Origin of the sequence: Micromonospora chersina (assembly GCF_900091475.1) — a bacterium.
GTDB classification, from domain to species: Bacteria; Actinomycetota; Actinomycetes; order Mycobacteriales; family Micromonosporaceae; genus Micromonospora; species Micromonospora chersina.
The window spans coordinates 790,721-816,204 of record NZ_FMIB01000002.1 but is presented as its reverse complement, the minus strand read 5'-3'; the positions used below and the strand labels follow the sequence as shown (position 1 = coordinate 816,204).

Sequence of the window (25,484 nt, the reverse complement as noted above, 5' to 3'; positions counted from 1 at the left end):
GTTCAGCGGCCGGGAACCGGCCCGGTCATCCCGTCGAGCAGCTGCCCGACCACCCGGTCCCGCAGCTCCGGCGTGCCGGCGTCGACGGCGAACGGGGGAGCGAAGACCTGCAACGCCACGAGCGCCCCCATCGCGGTCGCGTACGCCACCTCGAACGGGCAGTCGGCGCGGAACGCGCCCTCGGACTGGCCGCGCTCGTACAGGTGGCGGATCGCCGCGGGGAGCTGGTCGGCGGTGGGCAGGGACAGCGCGCCGGACCCGCTCAGCGACTCGTGCAGCATCAGCGCGAGCAGCCGGGGGCGGGCCCGCAGGATGTCGTAGAAGCCGGCGAAGGCGGCGCGCATCCCCGCGTACGGGTCGAGGGTGGTGGCCCGGTCGAGCACCGGCGCCCAGGCGGCGGCCAGCCCCGCGCGCTGCTCGTCGATGACGGCCGCGTAGAGCCCTTCCTTGCTGCCGAAGTGGTGGTAGATCATGCGCTCGTTGACGCCGGCGCGCCGGACCACCGCCTGCACCCGGGTGCCGTGCAGGCCGGTGCGGGCGAACTCCTCCGCCGCGGCGTCGAGCAGGGCGGCCCGGCTGTCACTCATGCAGTAAGTATTTACCGAGCAACCCGTGCCGGCAACCCCGGTGGTCATCCCGCCTCGGAAGCCGACCGGCAGTCCAGGTAGGCGTCCAGCGCCGCGGCGCCGCTCAGCATCGCGCGGCTGCGGGCCACGAGACGGGCGTGCCAGTCGCGCAGCGTCGATTCGAGGGGTGCGACGCCCCCGGCCGAGCGGACCTGGGCGATCAGCGGGGCGATCTGCTCCAGCAGGTGGCCGCCCCGCCTGAGCTGGTGAACCAGCAGGGCATCGCGGACGTCGGCGGCGCTGTAGACCCGGTAGCCCGTCCGCGGGTCGCGGCGCGGCTGGACCACGCCCGCACGTTCCCACTTGCGCAGGGTGGCCGGGCGGATACCGAGCCTTCTCGACAGCGGGCCCACGAAGGTGTCACCGCGTTCCGGCGGCACGGGCTCGAGGTCGCGCAGCGCGGCCTCGACGGCCTGGAGGGTGCGGCGGTCGTCGAGAAGCTGGGCGTGGCTCTCGTCGATGAGGTGGAGAGCTTCCCCGGTCGCCTCCCGGTTGACCGCCCGCATGATCGACGTGGCCGTCGCGTGACCGTGGCCGGGCACGAGGGCCAGGAACGCGTTCAGCGCGCTCGCGTGCAGCGGTGTGTAGGTGCGGTAGCCGTGGAGGGTGCGTTCCGCCTCCGGAAGGACGCCGGCCGCCTCGTAGTTCCGGATCGCCTGCGTCGACAGACCGTGCCGGCGCGCCAGGTCGACCGGCCTCAGCCGACCACCGTGTTGAGAGTTTTGCCGCACTGCCTGCCCAGTTTCACTGAGAAGTTTCCACCGACGGTTCAACGATAGCGTTGAGGGCATGACTGCTGGTATCACCGACACCGTCCATGCCGTCGACGCCGCTGCCGTCATGGGGCTGCTCCCGGGCCGGCCCCGGTTGCTCGCCCTGGGCGAGCCCACCCACGGCGAGAAGGTTCTCCTCGACGTGCGCAACGACCTCTTCCGGCAACTCGTGGAGCGGGAGGGCTACCGGACGATCGCCATCGAGAGCGACTGCCTGATGGGCCTCGTGGTGGACGACCACGTCACGTCGGGCGCGGGCGACCTCGACGAGGTCATGGACCGCGGCTTCAGCCACGAGTGGGGCGCCTTCCCGGGCAACCGCGACCTGGTGCGCTGGATGCGGGCCTACAACGAGGGCCGGCCCGCGTCCGAGCGGGTGCGGTTCGCCGGTTTCGACGGCCCGCTGGAGATCACCGCCGCGGCGAGCCCCCGGCAGGCCCTCACCGCTCTGCACGGCTACCTCGCGGCCCGGGTCGACGCCGGCCTGCTTCCCTGCACCGCCGAGACGCTCGACCGCCTGCTCGGGGCCGACGACAGGTGGACCGAACCGGCCGCCATGATGGACCCGACCCGGTCGGTGGGCCGGACGCCCGAGGCCAGGGAACTACGACTGGTGGCCGACGACCTGGTGGCCCTGCTCGACGCGCAGACGCCCCACCTGATCGCGACGTCCACACCCGACGAGTGGGAGCGGGCGCGCCTGTACGGGCGCACGGCCGCCGGCCTGCTGCGCTACCACTTCTCGATGGCCGACACGTCACCCACCCGGATGGCGCGGCTGCTCGCCGTGCGGGACTCCATGATGGCCGCCAACCTGCTCGCACTCGCCGAACGCGGTCCGACGCTCGTGCACGCCCACAACAGCCACCTCCAGCGGGAGAGGAGCACGATGCGGATGGGCGGCCTGCCGGTGGCATGGTGGAGCGCCGGCGCGCTCGTCAGCCCTCACCTGGGCGACGGGTACGCCTTCCTGGCCACCGCCCTCGGCACGATCCGCCACCACGGCGTGGAGACCCCACCCCCGGACACCCTCGAAGGGCACCTGTACGCGCTCCCGCAGGACCGGTACGTCGTCGACCCCCGGCGACTGGCCGCGGCCCTCGGCGAGGCGGCACCCGCTCCGCGGGTGTCCCCCTGGTTCGGTTACGCCCCCCTCGATCCGGCGCACCTGACCGGCATCGACGGGCTCGTGTTCGTGAAGGACGCCGTGCGGAACTAGCGTCCGCCGGCTACCGCCCGCCGGCATGGCGGTCTCGTCAGGCCGGCGGGCGGCGGGTGAACCCCGACCGCACCCGACGTCAGGTGATGGGCCTGCCGAACCAGCGGGCGAGGTGGTCGTCCAGGTCGCGCTGATCGTCGCCGATCCAGGCGACGTGACCGTCGGGGCGCAGCAGGACGCAGGGAGCGTCCAGTGCGGCGGTGGGATCCGCGAGGTGATCGACCCGGTCGGACCAGCCGCCGGCGGTCAGGCCTCCGGTGCGGTCCAGCAGCAGGCCGCGGCCGCGACGCAGCAGACCGTAGAGGCGGCCCTCTTTCAGGTCGATGTCGGGCAGCCGGCGGCCGAGCAGGTCGGGGCCGGCGCCGAAGTCGTAGCGGATGCCGATCCCGGTGATCTTCTCGATCAGACGGCGGTTCACCTCCTCGAAGTCCATCAGTTCGGTGAGCAGCCTGCGCACGGCCCGCGCGCCCGGTTCGGTGGACAGCAGTTCCATCTGGGCGCGGGTGTTGTCCAGCACGTCCTCAGCGACCGGATGACGTTCGGCGTGGTAGGTGTCCAGCAGTGTCTGCGGCGCCCGGCCGCGGACCTGTGCGGCCAGTTTCCAGCCGAGGTTCACCGCGTCCTGGACGCCGAGGTTGAGGCCCTGTCCGCCGATGGGTGGGTGGACGTGTGCCGCGTCGCCGGCCAGCAGCACCCGCCCGACCCGATACCGTTCGGCCAGCCGGGTCGCGTCGCCGAAGCGGGACAACCAGCGCGGGGAGTGCACGCCGAAATCGGTGCCGGCGACGGCGCGCAGCTGTCGTCGGAAGTCGTCGAGCGTGGGCGGTGCCGCACGGTCGCTGACTCCTCCGGCGGGTACCACCACGCGATAGACCCCGACACCCGCGGGAGCGAGACTGAATCGCCTGTCGGTCACGCGGAGTTCGGACACCTTGGCGGCGATCTCGTCCTGCGGCGCACCCACTGCCATCTCGCCCATCAGCGTCTCGTTCCGCGAGGGCTCGCCGGGGAAGGCGACGCCGAGCAGTTTGCGCACCGTGCTGCGCGCGCCGTCACAGCCGACCAGGTAGCGCGAACGCAGCCGTTCGCCGTCGGCCAGCTCGACGGTCACCCCGTCGTCGTCCTGCTCGAAGCCGACCACCGCGCAGCCGTGGCGGACCTGCGCACCCAGTTCGACCGCATGTTCTTCGAGCAGGTGAACGATGACGGGCTGGGGGATGCCCAGCAGGTAGGCGTACGGGGAATCCAGGCCCTCGGGCGCGGGCTTGTCGATGGCGGCGAAGTAGGCGCCGGCCGGACGCCGTCTGCCGCGTTCGAGGATGCGCTCCAGCAGCCCGCGCATCGCCATCAGCTCGATGCTGCGGATGTGCAGGCCGACGATGCGGACGAACGACGGGGGCTCGGTCTCCTTCTCCAGGACGAGTACCCGCACGTCGTGCAGCCGTAGTTCGGCGGCCAGCATGGCGCCCGTCGGCCCGCAGCCGGCAATGATCACGTCGAAGTGCATTGGTGGTGCCTTTCCGGGAGTGCCTCTGTGGCGAGGCGCTCCCGGCGACACCTACGTCGATCGCCCGGCCGTGACGGGAAGGGGGAGCACCCACATCGATACAGCGTTCATGGGTCTCACCTCCTCGGGCGGTGTCACGGGCACCTGCAAGCTACAAGCCGGCCACCACGCCGTCCAGCGCTTTCCGCGGTCCGATTAACGGATTACTGGTTACACCAATCCAGCAATCTGTCCGGACAAAGGGGACACAAGCTCGATGCATCATAATGACAGTTCCTGTGCGTAAGGCTTTACGCTGTTGTATCCGGCGGCCTAAGGCCGGTAGCTCGCCCTGGCCTCGGCCACCTCGGCGGCCCGGCGCTCCCGCCAGCGCTTCTGCGCGTCGCTGTTGCAGCGCCGGCAGACCCTCCGGAAGCGGCCGGTGGCCGGGTCCACCTCGCGGTCGTGCCCGTTGCGGCACCGGGGCTGCTGCCTGCGCCGACGGCAGTTCTCGGCGTGGCTGAGCTGGCGGAGGTGGGTCGGCTCGATGCAGTCGGCGACGTCGCAGACGTGGTGCACGTCCAGGTCGGGCCGGTAGCCGCCGACGAAGACCGCGTAGGCGGCGACGTGGGCCCACGCCCGGCCGGCGACCTTCTGGTGAACCCCGCGCCGGCTGCCGTAGCCCCGCACGATGAGACAGCCGGTCGGCAGCCGTTCCGACCGCGCGAGCAGGTACGCCTTCAGAGACTCCTCGGTGAAGTGCCGGGAGAGGCCGGTCACCTGCGACAGCATTCCGGAAGCATAGAAAGGGGCGCCGACAGGCTCACTGGCCCAGGCGGCAGTGCGGGAGCGAGTTGGACGGGGCCCGCGGGGCGCGGTCGCCGTTGTCGGCCAGCGCGACGTCCAGGAACGCGCCGACTCCGACCTGGGTGGCGTCGGCGAGCCGGGCGATGAGCAGCAGGCGTCGTCGCAGCGTCTCGGGCTCGCCGGTCTCGGGCACCGCGGGCCGTCGGCCGGCCGGATGCAGCGACGCCCGGCGCCGGCGCGCCGTCCGGTCCGCCGGACCCTCGTCGTCGAGCTGGGCCGCCAGCAGCGGCCAGACGTCCTGGCCGTCCGGGTCGAGCTCCTCGATGAGCAGCCCGGCCGTGTCGCCGAGGACGTGGTACGCCCACGGGTGGGGCAGCCGCGACAGCCGCTCGACAGCGGCCTCGACGCCCGCCAGGTCCGACTCGTCGGCCGCCCGGACCCCGGCCACCACCGCGTTCCACAGTTCCTGCTCCGCCGGGGTCGGCGGGTGCCACATCGCCATCTGCGCTCCGCTTCTGACCTGCGAGGGATCAGGCATCGAGTGTTCGGGTCGGGGGTGGCCGGCACGGGCCCGTAGGAGGGCGAGACCCGTGCCGGCCGCGGTGATCACCCCAATCACCGCCTTCGCGCCACCGCGGGCGGCCGCCCGCCATGACGTCGTCTCCGAGGTGGGCGGCCCGGTCCGGGTACGCCCGCCAACGTGAGTCAAGTATGCGATAAATTTGCCTGATTATGACGATTTGAATGTTCGTGTTGCACGTGTTCACGTCCTCACTGGAGTTCCTTGGCGTTCGGCGGCAGCGGGACGCGCCACGGGAAGCCGCGCGGTGGTGCGCCCGGGCCAGGGCAGCAGTCGGGGTGGCCGACGGGCGCTGAGGTCCTCGATCCAGCCGAGGGCGAGCACCAGCCCGATGAGCAGCACGAGGGCCACCGCCAGGTAGCCGACCTGGCCGACCCGCCAGACACCGATCAGGTCACCCACGGCGAAACAGACCGCGATGGCGGCGTTGTGCCAGAGGTAGATGGTCAGCGCCCGGCTGTTCAGCGCGGTCACCAGCCGGTCCAGCGGCCGGACGCGGGCGAGCCAGCCCATCGGCGGCGCGACGCGCAGCAGCACCAGCACGAACCCGAGCGACCAGAACGCCTGCGCCACCGGGATGTCGTTGAGATCGCGGCCCGCCTCCGGGTGGGTCACCAGCCAGCCGACCGCGACCCCCAGGCAGAGCGCCGCCAGGCCCAGCAGCGCCGGCAGCGAGAGCCGCCGCAAGCGGCGGTCCTGGTGCGCGAAGCCGACCAGCCAGCAGGCGGTGAACATGGCCAGGTCGGTCAGCACCGACTCCACCGGCCCGTCGAACCCGGGCGCCGCGGTCTGCAACAGCACCACGCCGGCCAGCGGCACGAGCACCGACCACACCGGCCACCGCCGGTGCAGCGCCAGCATCGCGGGGGAGAGCAGCACCAGCCAGAGGTACGTCACCAGGTACCAGAGCACCCCTGTCACGTCCGCTGCCCACGCGTCGCCGGGCGGCTGCACCAGCGGCACCACCCAGCTCAGCAGCACCGGCCAGGCGGGCCGGTCGGACCAGCCGTGCCAGAGCATCAGCGGCACCAGCACGAGGCCGAGGGCCCACAGCCCGGGGAGCAGGCGGCGCAGCCGGCCGCTGACCGCCCGCTCGGGCGTACGGTCCAGCGAGCGGGCCATCAGCGCGCCGCCGAGGGCGAACATCACCCCCATGGCGGGGAAGACGAGGCTCAGCCAGGCGGCGCCGAACATGTGGTACGCGATGACCCGGCCCAGCGCGAGCGCCCGCAGAGTGTCGAACCAGCGGTCCCGGCCCGGCGGCGCCGCGGCCTCCGGCGCAACCGGCGTCCCCGCGACCGGCTCGCCGGCCCGTTTCACCCGGCGCCAGCCCAGCCGGGCGCCGGTCAGCGCGGTCACCATGGAGCGGGCCAGCACCAGGTACATCATCTGGCGGTAGGCGAACTGCTGGAACGGCAGGGTGAGCAGCGGGCGCAGCGGCTCCCGGTCGAGTTTGAAGGCCACCGCCGCGGTGAGCAGTTGCACGGCCAGCATGACCAGCCAGGCCACCGCCGTCTTCGTGGTGTCCAGGAAGAACAGTCCGTAGACGGCCAGCAGGTCGAGCACCGGCCCGAGCAGGGGGAGCAGCACGCCGAACAGGGCGAGCATGGGCAGCCCGAAGCGGCCGAACCGGGCGCCGGCGCCCCGGTCGCGGACGGCGCCGCGGTGCTTCCACATCGACTGGAGGGTGCCGTAGCTCCAGCGGTAGCGCTGCCGCCACAGGTCGCCCACCGAGGCGGGCGCCTCCGTCCAGGCGCGGGCCCGGTCCTGGTAGACCACCCGCCAGCCGGCCCGCAGCACCGCCATGGTGACGTCGGTGTCCTCGGCCAGGGTGTCGCGGCTCATCCCGCCGACAGTCGTCAGGGCGCGGCGCCGGAACGCGCCGATCGCGCCGGGCACCGTCGGGATGCAGCCGAGCTTCTCGTAGAACCGCCGGTCCAGGCTGAAGCCGATGACGTACTCGATGTGCTGCCACTGGCCGAGCAGGCGGCGCCGGTTGGCGACCTTGACGTTCCCGGCCACCGCGCCGATCCCGGGGTCGGTGAACGGCTCGACGAGCCGCCGGATCGCGTCCGGCTCGAAAACGGTGTCCGCGTCCGCGGTGACGATGATGTCGTGCGAGGCGTACAGGAGTCCGGTGTTGAGGGCTGTCGCCTTGCCGCCGTTGGGTTTGCGGATGACCCGGACACCGGGCAGGCCGAGCGAGTCGACGAGGTCGGCGGTGCCGTCGGTCGAGCCGTCGTCGACCACGATCACCTCGATCCCGGGGTGGTCGTTGGCGACCAGGGACCGGACGGTGGCGACGATGCCGGCCCGCTCGTTGTAGGCGGGCACGATGACCGAGACCGGCGCGGTCGTCACCCCCCACGGCCAGCGCTGGGTCCGTCGGCGGCGGGCCAGCCGGCGGGCGAGCAGGAGCAGCATCACGGTGCGGGTCAGCATGAGCAGGCCGACCACCACGAAGATCAGGGCGAGCCCGCGCAGGACGCCGTCGGCCAGCCGGATCGCCCAGCAGACCGGTGCGGCCCGCCAGCGGTCGCCGGTGGACGCCGCGACGTTGCCGGCATACGGGGGCGCGTCCGGTCGGGCGCGGTTGATCCCGCCGCTGACGGTCGTGAAGGTGTAGCCGCGGGCGCGCATCAGCGGGATGAACCGGTCCAGGGCCGCGAGGGTCTGCGACCGGTCCCCGCCGGCGTCGTGCAGCAGCACCACGACGCCCGCGTCGCCGGCCGGCGTCAGGTTCCGCACGATGGTGTCCACCCCGGGCCGGGCCCAGTCCTCGCCGTCGAGGTCGTTGACCACGGTCAGGTAGCCCTGCCCGGCGGCCCGCCGGATCACCGGCCAGTTGGCGTCGTCCACGGCGCTGGGAACCGAGGAGTACGGGAAACGCAGCAGGCTCGTGCGAATCCCCGCGGCGTGCACGATCGCCATCTGGGTCTGCGCGTACTCCATCCGTTGCCGCCAGGCGGGCAGCAGGCTGGCGTCGGGGTGGGTGAAGGTGTGCACGCCGAGTTCGTGCCCCTCGGCCACGGCGCGCCGGGCCAGGTCCGGGTGGCGGGCCACCTCCGACCCGATGACGAAGAAGGTGGCCGGGGTGTCGTGCCGGCGCAGGACGTCGAGAACCCGCGGGGTCCAGGTCGGGTCCGGCCCGTCGTCGAAGGTGAGAGCGATCGTCCGCGCGGGCAGCCGGTAGGTGCGGGGCTGGTCGCCGCGGGCGTCGAGCACCGGACCGCCGCTCAGGATCTCCGTGGGCACGGTGACCTGGTCCTCGGCGCCGCGGACGTGGTCGGGGCGGAAGCGGGCGTTGGCGTACGCCTCGACCAGCAGCACGGACCCGACCACCAGGGCCAGGGACGCGACGACGAACCGGCCGGCGCGCCGGCTCGGCGTGCTCATCCGTCCACCTCCGGCCCGGGTCCGGGCAGGGCGGGCAGGCTGACGCCCGGCCCCGTCGTGGTGGCGGAGGGCGTCGGTGTGGCGGGCGCCGTCGGGCCCGGCGAGGACGGGAGCGGCGACGGTGTCGGGGCCGGGCCGGTGGGCCGGTTGTCCACCGGTGCGGGGTCGACGCGCCGCGGCGCCGGTCGCGGGCTGCGGGTGGGGCGTTGCGGGGCGGCCGCCGCCGGTGGCGCGTCCACGACGCCGGTGGACCGTGGAGCCGGGCGCTGGTGCGTCGGTCCGGGCGAGGGGGCGAGGACGGGTGGGTTGTCGGTGCCGCCGCTCGGGGCGCCGCCGACCGGGGCCGGGCCGGGCAGCAGCGGCGTCGCCGGGCCGGGGAGCAGGGCGCTCCCGGCCATCGGCAGGTAGCCCAGTGAGGCCAGTGCCATGAGGACGCCGGCGCGCCGGATCCGTTGGCGGCGGGTGCCGGTGGCGTCCACGAAGACCGGTCGGGCGGGCCGGGGCGGAACCGTCGTCACGGGAGAGTGCGGGCCGCCGGGGAGCCGATCGAACGAAATGCGAGAAGCCACCGGCTGAGGCTATTGGGGAGCTTGTGAGCGTATGTCCCGATTTGAAGGTGAGGCGAGGAGTCGTTGTTTCACCATTCGCATATCCGGAACAGCAGGCATGCTCGCCCCAAACGGAGCAACCGGGCATTGAGCGGCGAAACAGGATTAAGGTCCACAATGTTCCGCGAGCCACCCCCGGGTCGGGGATGGCTCGCGGCGTTGCTCGCTCAGGATTCGGTGCGGTCGTCGATCTCGGTGCCGGACTCCCCGGGCCGGGCGCCGATCGCCTCCTCGGCGGCCTGCCCGCCGGTACTCTCGTCACCCAGGGTCAGGCTGCTGCGAGGCAGCCCGGACAGCCCGGCCGGATCCCGGATCTCGCCCTGGACGCCCCGGCTGTCCTGGGTGCGGTCGTCGATCTGCGTCTCACCGGGCCGGGCGCCGATCGCCTCCTCGGCGGCCTGCCCGCCGGTACTCTCGTCACCCAGGGTCAGGCTGCTCCGGGGCAGCCCGGACAGCCGCGCCGGGTCCTGGGTGGGCTGGTCCGGCCAGCCCGCGGTCTCGGCGCCAGCGCCGCCGGCCGACTCCCGCCGCCCGACGCCCTGCCCGTGGTAGGCGCCGGGCACGCCGGGGTCACCCGGATCGGCCAGGCTGGTGTCGACCGGCCTGGCGTCCGGGTCGGCCAGCCCCGCCCGGCGCAACATGTCGACGAGCTCGTCGTGCGGCATGCGCTCGGTGTCCGTTATTCCGGCCCCGCGCGCGATGGACCGCAGGGTCGTCAGGTCCTGGTCTGCGAAGGTCTCGGCCATGCCGGTGCGTTCCCGGTGCCCGAGAGAAGGAAACCTGTGCTCAGGCCCGCGCGCCACCCAGTCCCAGCAGCACGGCCAGACCGAGCGCGCTGCGCGGGGCGTAGGGCACCCGCCACAGGCCGCCGTGCGCCGCCGCGTACGCCTCGTCCCGCCACGGGTGCTCCTGCGCCGGGCCGCCGCCGGTGCGCAGGTCGTGCACGAGCAGCGCGGCCATCAGGGTGTTGCTGGTGGCCGGCTCGAACACCTCGATGCCGAACCGGTGCGCCCCGGCGTACGCGGCCGCGAGGGCGCGGTTGCGCAGCACCGAGCGGGTCCGGGTGGGCGGGGCCACGGTGAACGAGACGGTCGCGCCGGCGTCCCGGGCCACCGCCGCCCGCCAGCGTTGCAGCCGCTTCGCCAGGGCGTAGTTCGGTCCCTGCTGCGGCACCAGGCTGTCGTTGATCCCCGGGTCCGCCCCGGGCGGATAGTTGCGGTGCAGCAGCCGGCCGCCGGACAGCAGCCGCAGCGTCCGGCGCGCCGGACCGCGGGCGGCGTACCCGCGTTCGGCGTGGGCGACGGCCTCGGCGGGCACGGCGTACACGTCGGTGGGGGTGGCCAGGAAGGCCAGCGCGGCGTCCGGGCGGCGCCGTCCCAGGTGGGCGGTCAGGGCGTCGACCGCGGTGGCGACCCGGACGTTCGTCGCGCCGTCGGCGTACACGTAGTTGCCGAGCACCAGGCGACCGTCCAGGCCGCCCAGCCAGCGGGCGGCCTGCGGCAGGCGGTGCAGCAGGTCGGCGCCCGCCCCGGCGGCGAGGGCGTCGTCGTCGGTCGCGGTGCCGGGCCGCACCGGCAGGTGCAGCCGGCCGCCGTACCGGTGGGCGGTGCGCAGCAGGCGGCGCCAGATCTCCGGGCGGGGCAGGTCGACCGCGACCACCGCCCCGCCCCAGCGCAGCACGGACGGCAGCGGTCCCATCTCGGCGCCCGCGCCGAGCACCACGATCCGCTGGTCGCTCAGGTCCAGCCAGTCCGGGTTGGCCTGCACCGCGCGGACCGCCTCGGCGCAGCTCGGCTCGACGACGCCCGCGTCCACCCAGGCGTCGAGGCGCCGGCGCAGGTCGTCGCCGCGCAGGCGCTGTCCCCGGTACGGCAGGGACAGCTCGCGCTCCACCTCGCCGGCCCCGGTCACCGTGGCGGTCTCCAGCGGCGGCTCCCGGTCCGGCAGCGCGAACACGTCGTCCAGCGCCACCTCGGCGCCGTCGGCGGGGACGTAGCGCATCCGGGCGTGCAGGGCGGCGAGCCCGTCCCGGGCGACGGTGAGCGCGGCCTCCCGGGACAGCAGGCCCGCCTCGACGAGCCGGCGGAAGTGGCCCAGGTAGCCGTGCCGCCAGTTCGTCTCGTGCTCGGCCGAGCGGGCGCCGACCGGGTCCACCGCCCGCAGGGCGTCGGCCACCACCGCCCGTCCCAGCGCGGTCGTGCTGCGCCGGCCGTCGCCGGTCGCGGGGAACACCACCCCGGTCGGGCCGTCCACGGCTCACCTCCTGCTCGTCCCGGCCGCCGCCGGCCGTGGGCCCACTCTGCCCCATCGGCCGCGCCGACGCCCGCCGAGGGGCCGCCCGCCGCCCGCTCAGGTCACGCCCCGCGCACGGTTCGGTCACGACGGTCGCGCTTGGGTATCGGTCCGGCCACGGCGGGGTCCGCGACGACGCCGGTCTGCGTCAATGACCATGACCCGTCCCCGGCCCCTCGGAGGAAGCCATGGTCCACATCAGACGATCGGCGCTGCTGCTGGTGGCGATCGCCACCGCCATGGCGGTCAGCGCCTGCGGCTCCGACGGCGGCGCGCGGCGCACCGACGCGGCCCCCGGGCCGGTCCGCCCGAACGGCGGCATCCCCTGGTCCGGTGACGAGACCCGGACGTCGGACGACCCGCTCTCCACCTTCGCCGTGGACGTCGACACCGCGTCGTACGGCTACGCCCGCCGGCTCATCATGGATGGCCGCCTGCCGGAGCCCAGCACGGTACGGCCGGAGGAGTTCGTCAACTCGTTCCGCCAGGACTACCCGCAGCCCGCGGGCGACGGCTTCGCCGTGCACGTCGACGGCGCCCGCCTGCCGCGGACCCACGACGCCGGCGGTGACGAGCGGCTGCTGCGGGTCGGCCTGCAGACCCGGGCCGAGGACGAGGAGCGCCGCCCGGACGCGGCACTCACCTTCGTCATCGACGTCTCCGGGTCGATGGGCGAGCCCGGCCGGCTGGACCTGGTGCGCGACGCCCTGCACACGCTGGTCGACCAGCTGCGCCCCACCGACTCCATCGCCGTGGTCGAGTTCAGTGACAAGGCCCGGGTGGCCCGGGAGATGACGCCGGTGGCCGACGCCCGGCCGCTGCACGCGGCGATCGAATCGCTGCACACCCGCAGCAGCACCAACCTGGAGGCCGGCCTGGTGCTCGGCTACCGGGTGGCCCGGGACGGCTTCCGGCCCGGCCGGACGAACCGGGTGATCGTGCTCTCCGACGGGCTGGCGAACGTCGGCAGCACCGACGCCGAGCCGATCCTGCGCCGGGTACGCGCCGAGGCGGAGAAGCAGATCGCCCTGCTCGGCGTGGGGGTGGGCAGTGACTACGGCGACGAGTTGATGGAGCAGCTGGCCGACCGGGGCGACGGCTTCGCGGTCTACGTCAGCGAACGGGAGCAGGCCCGCAAGGTGTTCGTACGGCAGTTGCCGGCGACGCTGAGCGTGCGGGCGCTGGACGCCAAGGTGCAGGTGACGTTCGCGCCGCAGGCGGTGCGCTCCTACCGGCTGGTGGGCTACGACAACCGGGCGGTGGCCGACGAGGACTTCCGCGACGACCGCGTCGACGGCGGCGAGGTGGGCCCGGGGCACAGCGTGACGGCGCTGTACGCGGTCCGGCTCGCCGAGGACGTGTCGCCGTCGGCCCGGATCGCCCAGGTGCAGGTGCGCTGGACCGACCCGGCGGCCCGTACGCCGGCCGAGACGTACGGGTCGGTGACCGTCGCCGACGTCGACGGCGCCTTCACGGCGGCGTCGCCTCGGTTGCGGGCCTGCTACGCGGCGGCCTGGTTCGCCGAGGCGCTGCGGGACGGCCGGTCCGACGGGCAGGTCCGGCTGACCGACCTGGCCAGCATCGCCGACGGTGCGGCCGCCGCCACCGAGGACGCCGAGGTGCGGGACCTCGCCCGGGTGATCCGCTCCGCCGACGAGCTGCGGTGACCGGTGCGGGCCGGCGCCGGCAGGGGAGGCGCCGGCCCGCACCGGCCAATTTCTGGTCAGCGGCCGGCAGGGCCCGCGCCGGCCCGGCCGGCCCCGCGGCGGGTCAGCGGCGGGCCGGTTTCGGTTCCGGCGTCGGGCGGCCGCGCTCCGGGTCGACGCCGACCTGCACGGCGAGGCCGGGGTCGACGGCGAGCAGCGGGCGCGGCCCGAACAGCGCCATGGCGGTGAGCAGCTCGTCGGTGCTCCGCTCGCGCCAGGCGGGCCGCCGCTGGGGGTCCAGCGCGGCGTGCTGCCGGCGCTGCCGGCGCAGCAGGCGGCGGGCGGCGGCACCGGTCTCCGGCACCTCGCACAGCCACCAGCCGCCCAGGGCGGTGGCCAGGCAGCACAGCAGCAGCCCCACCACGGAGGCCGGGCCACCGGCGTCGCGCCCCTCGACGGCGCTCTCCACGAGCCGGGTCACCCCGACCACGGCGACCGCGAACAGCGGCAGGGTGCCCAGCGCGATACGCCGCCGCTGCGCCGGGGTGAGCAGCCAGCCGTCCCGGACGAGCCGGCCGACCAGCCGGCGCAGCGCCCGGCCGACGCCGGGGTCGGCGAGCACGGCGGCCCACGTCTGCGGCCGGCGCAGCGCGGCGTGCAGGGCGCGGACGAGAGCGGGTGACCGGGGTGGCGGCGGGCCGTCCACGGACAGGGTGGCCAGTTCCCCGCGTCGCACCACGCCGGCACGGTGCAGCGCGGCCATGCCCACCTGGCAGGCCAGCAGGGCCCGGTCGGTGAGGTAGGCCAGCTCGACGGGGTCCGGGGTCGCGCCCCGCGCCCGACGGCCGGTCAGCTCGCGGGCCGCCAGCGCCACGGCGAGGGCCACGGCGACCGCCCCCAGGTAGTCGAGGAGGAAGAGCGGTCCGCTGACACCCCAGAGCATGGCGACAAGTATGGCCCGGCCGCGCGGGTCGGCCGACCGCCCCGTGGCCGCCGCTCAGGAGGCGTGGCTCACCTCACTGTCCCAGATCTGCGACCAGGGGCGGCGCAGCCCGCGGCAGACGAAGATCGGCCCGCCGTTCTCGTCGTTGTCGACGTCGACCCGCTGGTCGACCCGGCCGGCCTCGGTGACCTCGGTGAACCAGGCACGTAGCTGGCCGGGGCGCTCCCAGCCGACGGCGATCACCACGTCGGCGTCGTCGGGCGGGCGACCGAACCGGGCCACGCTGTTGTGCCCGGAGTAGGCCCGGGGCAGGTCCCGGGCCGGGCCGTAGCGGGCCAGGGCGCCGGCCTCGCCGTAGTTGCCGGTGAGCACGACCGCCCGGGCGCGCTCCTGCGGCGGCAGGCCGCGGTGCACGGCGGCGACCGAGTCGGCGAACGCGGGCCAACCGATGGTCTCGCCCGCGTCGTAGTTGACCTCGGCCACGAAGCCGGGCAGCCGGTCGGCCGGCAGGGTGGGCAGCAGCAGGACCGCGCTGCTGGCCGTCATCAGGACGGCGGCGGTGGCGAGCAGCGCCTGCCGGGCCCGGGCGGCGCCACGCCGGGCCCAGTCGACGGTGACCACCGCGCCGGCCGCGGTGAGCACCAGCAGCAGCGGGGCGTCGTAGTAGCCCTTGCCGCCGGCGAGCAGGACGATCGCGAACACCACGAGCCAGGCCCAGCCGATCGCCCGGTACGCCGCCCAGGCGGGCCGGCGCAGCAGCGCGACGAGGCCGGCGATCCAGACCGGGGTGGCGAACGGGCTGATGATGATCAGTTGCAGCACGACCGCGTCCAGCCGGCCGCTGTAGGAGCTGTCGCCGCCGGCGATCGACGACGCCACCGAGAGCTGGGGGAAGCCGTGCGCGGCCTGCCAGGCCACGTACGGCACGGCGAGCAGTGCGGCGACCCCGGCGCCGGCCAGCACCCACCTGTCGCGCGGCAGCCGGCGGGGGCCGGCGATCAGCACCCCGGCCAGCAGCCCGACGCCGAGCAGCGCGGGCAGCAGCTTGTTCAGCATGCCCACGCCGAGCGCCAGCCCGATGCCGAGCGCCCAGCGGGTGTCGCCGGTGCGCAGCATCCGCACCGCGCACCAGGCGGCGGCGAGCCAGACCAGCATGTCGACGGTGGTGGTGCTGAGCAGGTGGCCGGCGGCGAGCACCACCCCGGCCGCGGCGGCGAGCACGGCGGCGGCCACCTGGGCGGTGCGCCCCGCGCCGAACTCCCGGGCGAGCGCCGCGACCAGCACCACCGAGGCGCCGCCGATCAGGGCCGACGGGGTGCGCAGCAGCACCAGGTTGCCCGGTGCGACGGTGTCTGCCAGCCGGGCGAGGGCCGGCACGAGCGGGCCCTGGTCGACGTAGCCCCAGTCGAGGTGCCGGCCGCAGAGCAGGAAGTAGAGCTCGTCGCGGTGGTAGCCGTACCGGCCGGCGAGCAGCAGCAGCACGGCGGTGACGGCCCCGCCGACCAGCCAGGGCGCGGCGGTGCGCGGCCCGGGTGGCGGGGTCGTCGGCGCGGTGGGCGCCCCGGCGTCGGGGCGCTCCAGGTCGGTGACGGGTTCGGCCACGTGCCCATGATGGTCCGGCCACGCCACCTCGCGCTGCCCCGTGCGGCCGGACGGAAATCGGTACCCGACGGGCGGCCGCGCCGCTAGCGTGCCCGGGATGCGCATCCGGGACTACACGCCTGCCGACTGGGCCCAGGTCTGGCCGATCGTCGAGGACGTCATCGTCGCCCAGGAGACCTTCCCCTACGACCCGGCGTGGCCGGCCGAGGTGGCCCGCGAGGTGTGGGTGGAACGGCCACCCGGCCGCACCGTGGTCGCCGAGGAGGACGGCACGGTGCTCGGCACCGCCAAGATGGGCGCCAACCGGCCGGGTCCCGGCGCGCACGTGGCCACCGCCAGCTTCATGGTGTCCGCCGCGGCCCGCGGTCGCGGCGTCGGCCGCGCCCTGTGTGAGGACGCCCTGGACTGGGCCCGTCGGCAGGGGTTCGCCGCGATGCAGTTCAACGCCGTGGTGGAGACCAACACGGCGGCCGTGGAGCTGTACCGGCGGCTCGGCTTCACGGTGCTCGGCACCGTGCCGGAGTCGTTCGCGCACCCCACGCTCGGGCGGGTGGGCCTGCACGTCATGCACCGTCCCCTGTGAGCGGCGGGTCTGCGCGAGGATGGGCCGATGAAGCCTGAGCCGATCGAGCTGGCCGCCGCCCTGGCGCGCTTCGACCAGCTGTGGAGTCCGCGCATCGTCACCACCGTCAACGACTACGACGTCCGGATCGCCAAGGTGGCCGGCGAGCACGTCTGGCACGCCCACGACCACACCGACGAGTTCTTCCTGGTGCTCGACGGTGAGCTGCGGATCGCCCTGCGCGACGGCGCGGACGGCGCGGAACGCGAGGTGGTGCTGCCGCGCGGCGCCGTGTTCGTGGTGCCGCGCGGGGTCGAGCACCGGCCGTCCGCGCCGGACGGCGCGTCGATCCTCATGTTCGAGCCGTCCGGCACGTCCAGCGTCGGGGAGCGGCACGACGAGGTGCCCGGGCACGTGGACGCGACCACCGGGCACCGCCTCTGACGCCGCGTCAGCGCCCGGCCGGCGCCGGCTCCGCGGCGGCCGCCGGGGTCGGGACGGGCCAGCCCAGCCGGCGTACGCCGGGGACGGCGGCCGTCCCGACGCAGGCGAGCAGGACCAGCACGCCGGCCACCGCGAGCGGGGCCGGCGCACCCCAGGCCCGGGCGGCGAGCGGGGCGAGGGCGTAGCCGAGCGGCATGGCGCCCAGCGACATCAACCAGTCGTACGAGGTGACCCGGGCGAGCACCTCGGGCGGGAACTGGCCCTGCACGACGGTCTCCCAGACCGGGTTGAGGAAGCCGAGGGCGACCAGGGCGAGGCAGTAGGCGGTGACGGTCACCGGGGCGGGCGCGGCGCCGGCGAGCAGCAGCAGCGGGGCCGCGTACGCCGCGAGGGCCAGGTTGCCCAGCAGCACCGGGCGGCGGGGGCGGGCCCGCGCGGCGAGCAGCGACCCGGCCAGCAGGCCGACCGCGCCGGCCTGCTGGAGCAGCACCCAGACGCCCTCGCCGCCGAGGCGGTCGACGGCGATCACCGGGCCGAGGGTGAGCAGCACCGCGGCGGCGCCGTTCCAGACGCCGTGGGCGAGCAGGCTGGTCCAGTACCAGTCGCGGGACCGCACCTCCCGCCACCCGAGGACCAGGTCGGCGCGGAGCGAGCGGTGCGGGACCGGCACGTGCCGCACCTGGATGACGGCCAGCAGCGCGGCGCTCACCGCGAACGACGCCGCGTCCAGCACGAACGCCCAGCCCGGCCCGACGGTCCAGATCAGCAGCCCGGCCAGGGCGGGGCCGGCCAGCCGGCTGGCGTTGGCGGTGGCGCCCAGGAGGGCGTTGGCGCGTTGCCGGCCGTCGCCGTCGACGGTGCCGGCGACCAGCGGGGAGGCCGTGGGGATGGCGAACGCCGAGGCCGCGCCGCCGACGGCGGAGGCCACCGCGAGGTGGGCCGACGTGGGGGCGCCGCCGAGCAGTTCCACGCCGACGGCCAGTTGGGCGGCGCAGCGCACCAGGTCGGTGGCGAGGGCGACGCGGCGGGCGGCGAAGCGGTCGGCGACCACGCCGCCGAGGGGGAGCAGCAGCAGCCGGGGCACCATCGCGCAGGCGAGGACCGTGGCCAGCGCGGCGGTCGAGCCGGTCGCCCGCAGCACGGCCAGGGCCAGCGCGGTGGGCACCACGGCGTCGCCGACCGCGGAGACGGTACGGCCGAGGAACAGCAGTCGGAACGGGCGGAGCCGGAGAGGATGCGTCACTCCGGCAGACTACTTCGACGTCGAACATTTCGACAGCGAATATTTCGTCGTCGGCGTACCGTGGGTCGGGTGACCGACCGCGATCCCGTCGACCAGCACGTCGCCCGCTGGCTGCCCGTGCTGCCCGACCTGGACCCCGACGTGGAGGGCGCCGTCGTCCGGATGTCGCTGCTGACCCGGCACCTGCGCGCCGTAAAGGACCGGGCGCTGGCCGAGCTGGACCTCCAGGAGAAGGAGTACGGCACCCTGCACGCCCTCGCCGGCCGGGGCGGCCGGGCCGCCCCCTCCGAGATCGCCGGTGACCTGCGGATGGCACCCGCCTCGATCACCGCCCGGGTCGACGCGCTGGTCCGGCGGGGCTTCGTCCGGCGGATCCCGTCCGAGGTGGACCGCCGCCGCATCGACGTGGAACTCACCGACGCCGGCCGGACCGCGTGGCAGCGCGCCATGCGGGTCGTCGGCGACGAGGAGCACCGCGTCCTCGGCGCCCTGACCCCGGACGAACGGCGGGTCCTGTCCGACCTGCTCCGCCGGGTCACCGTGGCGGCGCACCCGCCGGCGGGCCGGATCTGAGCGGCCGGAATGTCGGTGGCCGGGGCTAGGTTGGCCATCGACCAGCCGACGCCCGTTCCAGGGAGGCCCCACATGAGCACGCTCGTCGACCGACCGCACACCGCCCTGCTCGTCATCGACGTGCAGAACGGCGTGGTCCAGCACGCGTACGACCGGGACCGGGTGGTGGGCAACATCGCCGCACTCGTCGACCGGGCCCGGGCGGCCGGGGTCGAGGTGGTGTGGGTGCAGCACCGCAGCGAGGAGCTGCCCACCGGCAGCGAGCAGTGGCAGTATGTGCCCGAGCTGGCGCGCCGCGACGACGAGGCGCTGGTGCACAAGGCCTACGGCGACTCGTTCGAGGAGACCGACCTGGAGTCCGTCCTCGCCACGCGGGGCGTCGGCCGGCTCGTCGTCACGGGCGCGCAGACCGACGCGTGCATCCGCTCGACGCTGCACGGCGCGATCACCCGGGGCTACGACGCGACGCTTGTCGCCGACGCCCACACCACCGAGGACCTCTCCGCCTACGGGGCGCCCGCGCCCGAGCAGGTGATCGCCCACACCAACCTCTACTGGCGCTACCACTCCGCGCCCGGCCGCACCGCCGGCACCGTCGACACCGCCGACGTCGACTTCGCCGCCCCGGTCCCCGCCTGAGCCGAGCCGCCGCGGCGCCCGCGCCCGCAGCTCGCGCAGGCTCCACGGCCGGCGGCCACCCGGCGCCGCGGAAAACCCGTGGCCGCCCGGGGTGGGCGCTGGCAGGCTGCCGGTCATGAGCTCACAGGCACTGGCGGGGGCACTCGCCGACGAGCGCCGCCGCGCCGTGTTCGCCGCGATCGTCCTCGGCGCCGGGGACATCCCCGCCGTGGTCTCCCGCACGGGGCTGTCCGCACGGGACGCCGCCACCGCGGTGCGCCGGCTCACCGACGTCGGCGTGCTGACCGACGACGGGACCGGGCTGCGCGTCGACGGTGAGCGGCTGCGTGACTTCGCCCGTGCGGGCGGCCCGCCCGCGCCGGCCCCGGCGGCGGACCCCCGCGAGACGATCCTGCGCACCTTCCTCCGGGACGGGGCGCTGACCCGGCTGCCCGCCCAGCGGGGCCGCCGCCGGGTGCTGCTGGAACACATCACCGAGCGCTCCTTCACGCCCGGCGTGCGGTATCCGGAACGGGCCGTCGACGAGGCGCTGCGCCGCTGGTGCGAGGGCGGCGAGGCCGACCACGTCACGCTGCGCCGCTACCTGATCGACGACCGGCTGCTCGCCCGCGACCACGGCGTCTACTGGCGACCCTGAGCCCGGAAAAGCCGTTGACCGGCCGGCGAGGATCGGGCGGTGACGACCTGGAGCATCCACCGCACCGCCCCGGACACCGACGACGCCAGGGTGGTGCTGCGCGAGTACATGGCCGAGATGGTCCGCCGCTGGCACGGCCGGCCCGAGCGGCCGGGGGAGGTGAGCGCCGCCCTGCTCGAGTCGCCGAGCGAAGACCTCGCCGCACCCACCGGGCTGCTTCTGCTGGCCCGCCACGACGGGCGCCTGGCCGGCTGCGCGGGGCTGCGCTGGCGGCCGGGCTGGGCGGAGCTGACCCGGGTCTACGTCCGTCCGGCACACCGTGGCACCGGCGGCGGAGCGGCCCTGCTCGCCGCCGTCGAGACGTACGCGCGCGGTGCCGGGGCGGACCGGATCCGGCTGGACACCCGCACCGACCTGGTCGAGGCGCGCGCCCTGTACGCCCGCCACGGCTACCGGGAGATCCCCGCCTTCAACGCCGACCGCTACGCCCAGCACTGGTTCGAGAAGACGCTGCCGGCCCGAGTTGACGACGCCGCCGCGCCGCGCTACAACAGGAATCGAGAACTTGAGTCAACCTGACTCAACTTGAAACCTTCGGCCAGGAGAACCGAGGAGGCACGGCCATGTTGATGCGTACCGACCCCTTCCGCGAGATCGACCGGCTCGCCGAGCAGTTCTTCGGCACCACGGCTCGGCCGGCGGTCATGCACCTCGACGCCTACCGCGACGGCGACTACTTCTACGCCGCCTTCGACCTGCCCGGCGTCGACCCGGACAGCATCGACTGCACGGTGGAGCGCAACGTGCTGACCGTCCGCGCGGAGCGGCGCCGGGCGGCCGGCGACAACGTCGAGCTGGTCGCCGCCGAGCGGCCGATGGGCACCTTCACCCGTCAGCTCTTCCTGGGCGACACCCTCGACACCGACAAGCTGGAGGCCGGCTACGAGAACGGGGTGCTGACCCTGCGCATCCCGATCTCCGAGCGGGCCAAGCCGCGCCGGATCGCGGTCACCGCGCCCGGCAACGGCCGGCGCGAGATCAGCGCCTGAGCCAGGTCACGGCGACGTGGCGGCGGGGGTGGCCGGGACGCCGGCCACCCCCGCCGGCGTCTCCAGAACGACGGGGTAAAGCCGCGCCAGGGCGTGCGCCGTGGCAGTGAGGCGGTCCCGCAGCTCGGCCGGCTCCAGCACCTCCACCTCCGCGCCCAGCTTGAGCAGCTCGGTGTGGGCGTGCTTCACCGACTCGATCGGCACGGTCGTCTCCAGCCAGCCGTCCGGGCCGGGCTCGCCGGCCGCCGCCCGGGCCGCCCGGCTCATCTCCGGCGGGAAGACGTACGGCATGAACTCCAGCGCGGCCACGGTCAGCCGGATGCGGGCCCGGCCGCGGTAGACGTCGCGCTCGTAGCGCTCGGTCCACTCCCGCCAGTAGTCGGCCAGGTCGAAGTCGGCGGGCCGCTCGTAGCGCTCGTCGGAGACCACCACGTCGAGGACCGCGCCGACCCGGTAGGTGCGCAGCTGCCCGTCGCAGCGGGCCACGAGATACCACCGGCCGGCCTTGAGCACCACGCCCAGCGGGGCGACCACCCGGGTCACCTCGCGCGGTGCGCGCCAGCGGCGGTAGCGCATCTCGACCAGCCGGTCCTCCCACACGGCCCGGGCCAGCGCGGCTAGGTGCGGGGTGGCTTCGGGGTGCCGGAACCAGCCCGGCGCGTCCAGGTGGAACCGCTGCCGGGCCCGGCCTCCCCGGTCGGCCAGCTCGTCGGGGAGCGCGGCGAGCACCTTCAGCTCGGCGGCCGCCACCACCGGCCCGAGGCCCAGGTCGGCGGCCGGGCCGGGCATGCCGGCCAGGAACAGCGCCTCGGCCTCCGGCGCGGTCAACCCGGTCAGCCGGGTCCGGTAGCCCTCCAGCAGCCGGTAGCCGCCGGCCGGGCCGCGGTCGGCGTACACCGGGACGCCGGCGGCGCCGAGCGACTCGACGTCCCGGTAGACGGTCCGGACCGACACCTCCAGGGCGTCGGCGAGCTCCTGGGCGGTCATCCGGCCGCGGGTCTGCAGGAGCAGCAGCAGGGAGACCAGGCGGCTGGCACGCACGCCGTGACGGTAACCCGCGCCGGTAATCCGGTGGCGGGCCGGTCCGCCGGCTGGCAGGGTCTCCTGCGTCAGCGTCGCCGACCCAGCAGGAGCCGACCGACACATGTGATCCGCGAGGACGCGGCCGGGCGCACCGCCCCGCCGCCACGGCCCCCGACCGCCGCCGCAGCGCCGGCCGCGGTCCCGCCCGTCGTCCCGCGGAGGATCGCCCGTGTTGAAAGCCGTCGCCGTCAGCAAGCACTACGACTCCGAGCCGCTCTTCGCCGGCCTGGACCTGGTCGTCAACGCCGGTGACCGGGTCGGGCTGGTCGGCCCGAACGGGGTGGGCAAGTCCACCCTGCTGCGGGTGCTCATCGGCGAGGAGCCGCCGTCGGCGGGCCACGTCGACCGCGCGCCCGGCACCACCGTCGGCTACTTCGCCCAGCAGGTCCCCGATCCGGACGCCACGGTCGGCGAGTTCCTCGCGGCCGGGCTCGGCGAGCTGCACCCGCTCGCCGCCGAGCTGCGCGAGCTGGAGCGCCGGCTGGCCGGCGGCGACACCGCGGCACTGGACCCGTACGGGGAGGCGCAGGACCGGTGGGCGGCGCTGGACGGGTGGCGGGCGCAGGCCCGGCTCACCGAGGTCCGGCAGCGCCTCGACGTCGACCACCTGGCCGACGACACCCCGCTGCACCGGGTCAGCGGCGGCGAGCAGGCCCGGCTCACCCTGGCCCGGGTGCTGCTCGACGCCCCGGACCTGCTGGTGCTGGACGAGCCGACGAACCACCTCGACGCCGAGGGCATCGCGTGGCTCGGGGAGTGGCTGGCCGCCTTCCCCGGTGGGGTGCTGGTGGTCAGCCACGACCGGGCGTTCCTGGACCGCACGGTGCAGCGGGTGGTGGAGCTGGACGGCATCCACGACGAGCCGCAGACCTACTCCGGCGGCTACACCGACTACCGGGCCGAGAAGGTCCGCCGCTGGCAGCGGCTGCTGCTGGACTACGAGGCCCAGCAGAAGGACCACCGGCGCTGGCTGGCCGACATCGCCCGCACGAAGGAGCAGGCCCGCGGGGTGGAGGAGTCGGTGCGCAGCGGCCTGGGCGCCGACCAGCAGCGCCGCTACGCCAAGAAGGTGGCGAAGAAGGCGAAGACGCGGGAGCGGCGGCTGCGCCGGCAGATGGACTCGATCCGCTGGCTGGCGCAGCCGCGTACCCGACCGGGTCTGACGCTGGCGTTTCCCGAGGCCGTGCCGGCGGACGGCGAGGTGCTGCGGGCCCGCGACCTGACCCTGACCGCCGGCGGCCGCACGCTGCTGGACCGGGCCGACCTGGGTGTGCGCGGCGGCGACCGGATCCTGCTCACCGGCCCCAACGGGGCCGGCAAGACCACCCTGCTGCGGGTCCTCGCGGGCCGGCGCGACCCCGACGGCGGCCGGGTCGAGGCCGCCGCGGGCGTCGCGCTGCTGCCGCAGACCCACGACGCGCTGCGCACCGACGTCACCGTCCTCGACCACTTCCGCGCCCACGTCCCGGTGTACGCCGACGACGCCGAACGGCTGCTCGACGGGCACCTGTTCGGGCCGGACCAGTGGGGCGCGCGGCTGCGGACCCTGTCGGCCGGGGAGCTCCGCCGGCTGCTGCTCGCCGTGCTGGTGAACAGCCCGGCCCGGGTGCTGCTGCTCGACGAGCCGACGAACTACCTGGACTTCGACTCCCTGGAGGTGGTCGAGGCGGCGCTGCGCGAGTTCCGCGGCACTGTCGTGATGGTCAGCCACGACACGTGGTTCGCCGAGGCGGTGGGTGTCGACCGGCGGTGGCGGCTCGGTGACGGCAGGTTGGTGGAGGAGGCGGAGTGAGACATCCCCGGGCGCGCCTCGTCGCGAAACGCCCGGGCGGCTGAGAGCCTTTCTCACATGCTGCGTCCCGAGGTGCTGCCCCGCGGGTCGGCCGCCGCCGCCCTGCCCGGCGGGCCGACCGACTTCACCGAGGCGTGGCTGCGCAACCGCCGGCTGTCCGAGCACACCCGCGACGCGTACCGGCGGGACGTCACGGGCTGGCTGAGCTGGTGCGCCGCCCGGGACCTCGACCCGCTGCGGGCGAGCTTCCTCGACGTCAACGCCTACGGCCGGGAGCTGGAGGCCACGCCGTGCGGGCGCGGCGGCCGGCCGCTCACCCCGGCGACCGTGGCCCGCCGCCTGTCGGCCCTGTCGAGCTGGTACGACTTCCTGGTCAAGCTGCGCGCGGTCGACGCCAACCCGGTCGCCGCGGCGGACCGCCCCCGCGTCGACCGGGACCATTCCGCCACGGTGGGGCTCACCCCGGACGAGGTGGACGCACTGCTCGCCGCCGCCGACGCGGACACGGGCGCGACCGCCGCCCGCAACCGGGCCGCCATCGCCCTCCTGGCCGACCTGGGGCTGCGGGTCGGCGAGCTGGTCTCGCTGGACCTCGCCGACCTGGGCGCCGAGCGCGGGCACCGCAGCATCCGGTTCGTCGGCAAGGGCGGCAAGGTCCGCCGGCGGGCGCTCACGCCCGGCACCGCGTACGCGATCGACGCCTACCTGGCGGCGCGGGCCGCCGCCCAGGGGGTGACGGTGGCGGAGCTGACCGGTCCGCTGCTGGTGACCGCGACCGGCGGGCGGCTGGACCGGCACGCGGTGTTCCGGCTGGTGCGCCGGCTCGCCCAGGCCGCCGGCATCCCCGCGTGGGCGAAGCTGTCCCCGCACTCGCTGCGGCACGCGTTCGCCACCACGGCCCGGGCCGAGGGGGTGCCGCTGGAGGACGTGCAGGACGCCATGGGGCACGCCGACCCGCGGACCACCCGCCGCTACGACCGGGACCGGCACAACCTGGACCGCGACCCGGCGTACGCCATCTGGGCGGCCCGGGCGCGGCGCAGGGGATGACCGTTCAGCGCCCGCGCGTCGGCCGCTGGCGGGCGTCGTAGTCCTGGCGGGCCTGCTCGACCCGGTCGAGGTTGCCGGCGGACCACTGCGCCAGGTGGGCGAAGAGCGGGGCCAGGCTGCTCCCCAGCTCGGTGATCTCGTATTCCACCCGGGGCGGCACCTCGGCGTGGTAGGTGCGCCGCACGAGGCCGTCGCGTTCGAGTTGCCGCAGCCGCTGGGTGAGCACCTTCGGGGTGATGGTGGCCAGCCGCCGTTCCAGCTCGACGAAGCGCTGGCGGCCGTACTCGTGCAGGGCCCAGAGGATCGGCGTGGTCCAGCGGCTGAACACGAGGTCGACCACCGGGGCGATCGGGCAGGCCTGCTCCGGGTCACCGTCCACCCCGGAGCGCCAGGTGGTGCTGCTCACAAACCCTCCCGAGGCCGATACTTTCCTC

The 25,484-nt window shown here is 75.1% G+C and carries 25 protein-coding genes; 11 read left to right on the top strand and 14 right to left on the bottom strand.

From position 1 onward, the window contains the following. Positions 1–2: 2 nt before the first annotated feature. Positions 3–587 carry a TetR/AcrR family transcriptional regulator gene (locus tag GA0070603_RS03725; protein WP_167544477.1) on the bottom strand — a complete coding sequence of 195 codons (585 nt, stop codon included), beginning with the start codon at positions 585–587 and terminating at the stop codon, positions 3–5. 44 nt (positions 588–631) lie between these two features. After that, positions 632–1,357, bottom strand: a complete 726-nt coding sequence (locus GA0070603_RS03720) for a TioE family transcriptional regulator (protein WP_167544476.1) — start codon at positions 1,355–1,357, stop codon at positions 632–634. A 58-nt stretch (positions 1,358–1,415) separates the two neighbouring features. Here GA0070603_RS03720 and GA0070603_RS03715 point away from each other — a divergent pair, with 58 nt between their 5' ends. Further along, positions 1,416–2,618 carry an erythromycin esterase family protein gene (locus GA0070603_RS03715; RefSeq protein ID WP_091307135.1) on the top strand — a complete coding sequence of 401 codons (1,203 nt, stop codon included), beginning with the start codon at positions 1,416–1,418 and terminating at the stop codon, positions 2,616–2,618. A 79-nt stretch (positions 2,619–2,697) separates the two neighbouring features. Here GA0070603_RS03715 and rox read toward each other — a convergent pair whose 3' ends face one another. The 7 genes from rox to GA0070603_RS03680 form a co-directional block, all read right to left on the bottom strand. Further along, positions 2,698–4,125 carry a rifampin monooxygenase gene (gene rox / locus GA0070603_RS03710; protein ID WP_091307132.1) on the bottom strand — a complete coding sequence of 476 codons (1,428 nt, stop codon included), beginning with the start codon at positions 4,123–4,125 and terminating at the stop codon, positions 2,698–2,700. A 312-nt stretch (positions 4,126–4,437) separates the two neighbouring features. Beyond that, positions 4,438–4,896, bottom strand: coding sequence for an HNH endonuclease (locus tag GA0070603_RS03705; RefSeq protein ID WP_091307127.1), 459 nt, complete (start codon positions 4,894–4,896; stop codon positions 4,438–4,440). Between the two features lie 31 nt (positions 4,897–4,927). Then, positions 4,928–5,413, bottom strand: coding sequence for a hypothetical protein (locus tag GA0070603_RS03700; RefSeq protein ID WP_091307123.1), 486 nt, complete (start codon positions 5,411–5,413; stop codon positions 4,928–4,930). Between the two features lie 261 nt (positions 5,414–5,674). After that, a complete protein-coding gene (locus GA0070603_RS03695; RefSeq protein ID WP_091307120.1) occupies positions 5,675–8,887 on the bottom strand; it encodes a glycosyltransferase in 3,213 nt (1,070 codons plus the stop codon). After that, on the bottom strand, positions 8,884–9,405 hold the full coding sequence (locus GA0070603_RS03690; protein ID WP_139131794.1) for a hypothetical protein: 522 nt from the start codon (positions 9,403–9,405) through the stop codon (positions 8,884–8,886). Before GA0070603_RS03690 ends, GA0070603_RS03695 begins: the two co-directional genes overlap by 4 nt. Before the next feature lie 257 nt (positions 9,406–9,662). Then, positions 9,663–10,160: a hypothetical protein gene (locus GA0070603_RS32540; protein WP_425270527.1), complete on the bottom strand. Its 498-nt coding sequence runs from the start codon at positions 10,158–10,160 to the stop codon at positions 9,663–9,665. A gap of 121 nt (positions 10,161–10,281) precedes the next feature. Then, a complete protein-coding gene (locus GA0070603_RS03680; RefSeq protein WP_091307113.1) occupies positions 10,282–11,748 on the bottom strand; it encodes a hypothetical protein in 1,467 nt (488 codons plus the stop codon). Positions 11,749–11,975: 227 nt separating this feature from the next. Here GA0070603_RS03680 and GA0070603_RS03675 point away from each other — a divergent pair, with 227 nt between their 5' ends. Then, positions 11,976–13,454, top strand: a complete 1,479-nt coding sequence (locus GA0070603_RS03675) for a vWA domain-containing protein (protein WP_091307110.1) — start codon at positions 11,976–11,978, stop codon at positions 13,452–13,454. 103 nt (positions 13,455–13,557) lie between these two features. Here GA0070603_RS03675 and GA0070603_RS03670 read toward each other — a convergent pair whose 3' ends face one another. Both GA0070603_RS03670 and GA0070603_RS03665 read right to left on the bottom strand, forming a co-directional pair. Next, a complete protein-coding gene (locus GA0070603_RS03670) occupies positions 13,558–14,376 on the bottom strand; it encodes a TIGR04222 domain-containing membrane protein (protein ID WP_091307107.1) in 819 nt (272 codons plus the stop codon). Between the two features lie 54 nt (positions 14,377–14,430). Continuing rightward, the gene (locus tag GA0070603_RS03665) at positions 14,431–15,978 is read right to left on the bottom strand and encodes an ArnT family glycosyltransferase (RefSeq protein ID WP_091307104.1); all 1,548 of its coding nucleotides are present in this window, start codon (positions 15,976–15,978) and stop codon (positions 14,431–14,433) included. A gap of 97 nt (positions 15,979–16,075) precedes the next feature. On the opposite strand from GA0070603_RS03665, the gene GA0070603_RS03660 reads away from it, so the two are divergent. Together GA0070603_RS03660 and GA0070603_RS03655 are read left to right on the top strand one after the other, a co-directional pair. After that, on the top strand, positions 16,076–16,561 hold the full coding sequence (locus tag GA0070603_RS03660; RefSeq protein WP_091307100.1) for a GNAT family N-acetyltransferase: 486 nt from the start codon (positions 16,076–16,078) through the stop codon (positions 16,559–16,561). A gap of 27 nt (positions 16,562–16,588) precedes the next feature. Beyond that, complete coding sequence (locus GA0070603_RS03655; protein ID WP_091307097.1) at positions 16,589–16,984, top strand: cupin domain-containing protein; 396 nt, start codon at positions 16,589–16,591, stop codon at positions 16,982–16,984. Positions 16,985–16,991: 7 nt separating this feature from the next. Here the strand turns inward: GA0070603_RS03655 and GA0070603_RS03650 are convergent, their stop codons facing one another. Beyond that, the gene (locus GA0070603_RS03650) at positions 16,992–18,227 is read right to left on the bottom strand and encodes an MFS transporter (RefSeq protein ID WP_091307093.1); all 1,236 of its coding nucleotides are present in this window, start codon (positions 18,225–18,227) and stop codon (positions 16,992–16,994) included. Positions 18,228–18,296: 69 nt separating this feature from the next. On the opposite strand from GA0070603_RS03650, the gene GA0070603_RS03645 reads away from it, so the two are divergent. From GA0070603_RS03645 to GA0070603_RS03625, 5 genes are all read left to right on the top strand, one after another. Further along, positions 18,297–18,800, top strand: coding sequence for a MarR family winged helix-turn-helix transcriptional regulator (locus tag GA0070603_RS03645; protein ID WP_091307090.1), 504 nt, complete (start codon positions 18,297–18,299; stop codon positions 18,798–18,800). A 72-nt stretch (positions 18,801–18,872) separates the two neighbouring features. Then, on the top strand, positions 18,873–19,439 hold the full coding sequence (locus GA0070603_RS03640) for an isochorismatase family protein (RefSeq protein ID WP_091307087.1): 567 nt from the start codon (positions 18,873–18,875) through the stop codon (positions 19,437–19,439). Between the two features lie 115 nt (positions 19,440–19,554). Then, on the top strand, positions 19,555–20,076 hold the full coding sequence (locus GA0070603_RS03635) for a DUF2087 domain-containing protein (RefSeq protein WP_091307083.1): 522 nt from the start codon (positions 19,555–19,557) through the stop codon (positions 20,074–20,076). Between the two features lie 39 nt (positions 20,077–20,115). Beyond that, entirely contained in the window at positions 20,116–20,655 is a 540-nt protein-coding gene (locus GA0070603_RS03630; RefSeq protein WP_244282378.1) for a GNAT family N-acetyltransferase, read from the top strand. Positions 20,656–20,699: 44 nt separating this feature from the next. Further along, on the top strand, positions 20,700–21,125 hold the full coding sequence (locus GA0070603_RS03625) for an Hsp20/alpha crystallin family protein (protein WP_091307081.1): 426 nt from the start codon (positions 20,700–20,702) through the stop codon (positions 21,123–21,125). Positions 21,126–21,131: 6 nt separating this feature from the next. On the opposite strand, the gene GA0070603_RS03620 is transcribed toward GA0070603_RS03625, so the two are convergent. Further along, positions 21,132–22,166, bottom strand: a complete 1,035-nt coding sequence (locus tag GA0070603_RS03620; RefSeq protein WP_091307078.1) for a helix-turn-helix transcriptional regulator — start codon at positions 22,164–22,166, stop codon at positions 21,132–21,134. 211 nt (positions 22,167–22,377) lie between these two features. Here GA0070603_RS03620 and abc-f point away from each other — a divergent pair, with 211 nt between their 5' ends. Continuing rightward, on the top strand, positions 22,378–24,000 hold the full coding sequence (abc-f, locus tag GA0070603_RS03615) for a ribosomal protection-like ABC-F family protein (protein ID WP_091307075.1): 1,623 nt from the start codon (positions 22,378–22,380) through the stop codon (positions 23,998–24,000). A gap of 57 nt (positions 24,001–24,057) precedes the next feature. Next, positions 24,058–25,050, top strand: a complete 993-nt coding sequence (locus GA0070603_RS03610; protein ID WP_091307072.1) for a tyrosine-type recombinase/integrase — start codon at positions 24,058–24,060, stop codon at positions 25,048–25,050. A 4-nt stretch (positions 25,051–25,054) separates the two neighbouring features. Here GA0070603_RS03610 and GA0070603_RS03605 read toward each other — a convergent pair whose 3' ends face one another. Continuing rightward, positions 25,055–25,456 carry a winged helix-turn-helix transcriptional regulator gene (locus GA0070603_RS03605; protein ID WP_091307069.1) on the bottom strand — a complete coding sequence of 134 codons (402 nt, stop codon included), beginning with the start codon at positions 25,454–25,456 and terminating at the stop codon, positions 25,055–25,057. Positions 25,457–25,484: the final 28 nt, after the last annotated feature.

Coding starts and splice junctions, on each gene's coding strand:
- GA0070603_RS03725 (WP_167544477.1), bottom strand. CDS start 587: ATGAGTGACAGCCGGGCCGCCCTGCTCGACGCCGCGGCGGAGGAGTTC.
- GA0070603_RS03715 (WP_091307135.1), top strand. CDS start 1,416: ATGACTGCTGGTATCACCGACACCGTCCATGCCGTCGACGCCGCTGCC.
- rox (WP_091307132.1), bottom strand. CDS start 4,125: ATGCACTTCGACGTGATCATTGCCGGCTGCGGGCCGACGGGCGCCATG.
- GA0070603_RS03705 (WP_091307127.1), bottom strand. CDS start 4,896: ATGCTGTCGCAGGTGACCGGCCTCTCCCGGCACTTCACCGAGGAGTCT.
- GA0070603_RS03700 (WP_091307123.1), bottom strand. CDS start 5,413: ATGGCGATGTGGCACCCGCCGACCCCGGCGGAGCAGGAACTGTGGAAC.
- GA0070603_RS03695 (WP_091307120.1), bottom strand. CDS start 8,887: ATGAGCACGCCGAGCCGGCGCGCCGGCCGGTTCGTCGTCGCGTCCCTG.
- GA0070603_RS32540 (WP_425270527.1), bottom strand. CDS start 10,160: ATGCCGCACGACGAGCTCGTCGACATGTTGCGCCGGGCGGGGCTGGCC.
- GA0070603_RS03675 (WP_091307110.1), top strand. CDS start 11,976: ATGGTCCACATCAGACGATCGGCGCTGCTGCTGGTGGCGATCGCCACC.
- GA0070603_RS03670 (WP_091307107.1), bottom strand. CDS start 14,376: ATGCTCTGGGGTGTCAGCGGACCGCTCTTCCTCCTCGACTACCTGGGG.
- GA0070603_RS03660 (WP_091307100.1), top strand. CDS start 16,076: ATGCGCATCCGGGACTACACGCCTGCCGACTGGGCCCAGGTCTGGCCG.
- GA0070603_RS03655 (WP_091307097.1), top strand. CDS start 16,589: ATGAAGCCTGAGCCGATCGAGCTGGCCGCCGCCCTGGCGCGCTTCGAC.
- GA0070603_RS03640 (WP_091307087.1), top strand. CDS start 18,873: ATGAGCACGCTCGTCGACCGACCGCACACCGCCCTGCTCGTCATCGAC.
- GA0070603_RS03635 (WP_091307083.1), top strand. CDS start 19,555: ATGAGCTCACAGGCACTGGCGGGGGCACTCGCCGACGAGCGCCGCCGC.
- GA0070603_RS03625 (WP_091307081.1), top strand. CDS start 20,700: ATGTTGATGCGTACCGACCCCTTCCGCGAGATCGACCGGCTCGCCGAG.
- GA0070603_RS03610 (WP_091307072.1), top strand. CDS start 24,058: ATGCTGCGTCCCGAGGTGCTGCCCCGCGGGTCGGCCGCCGCCGCCCTG.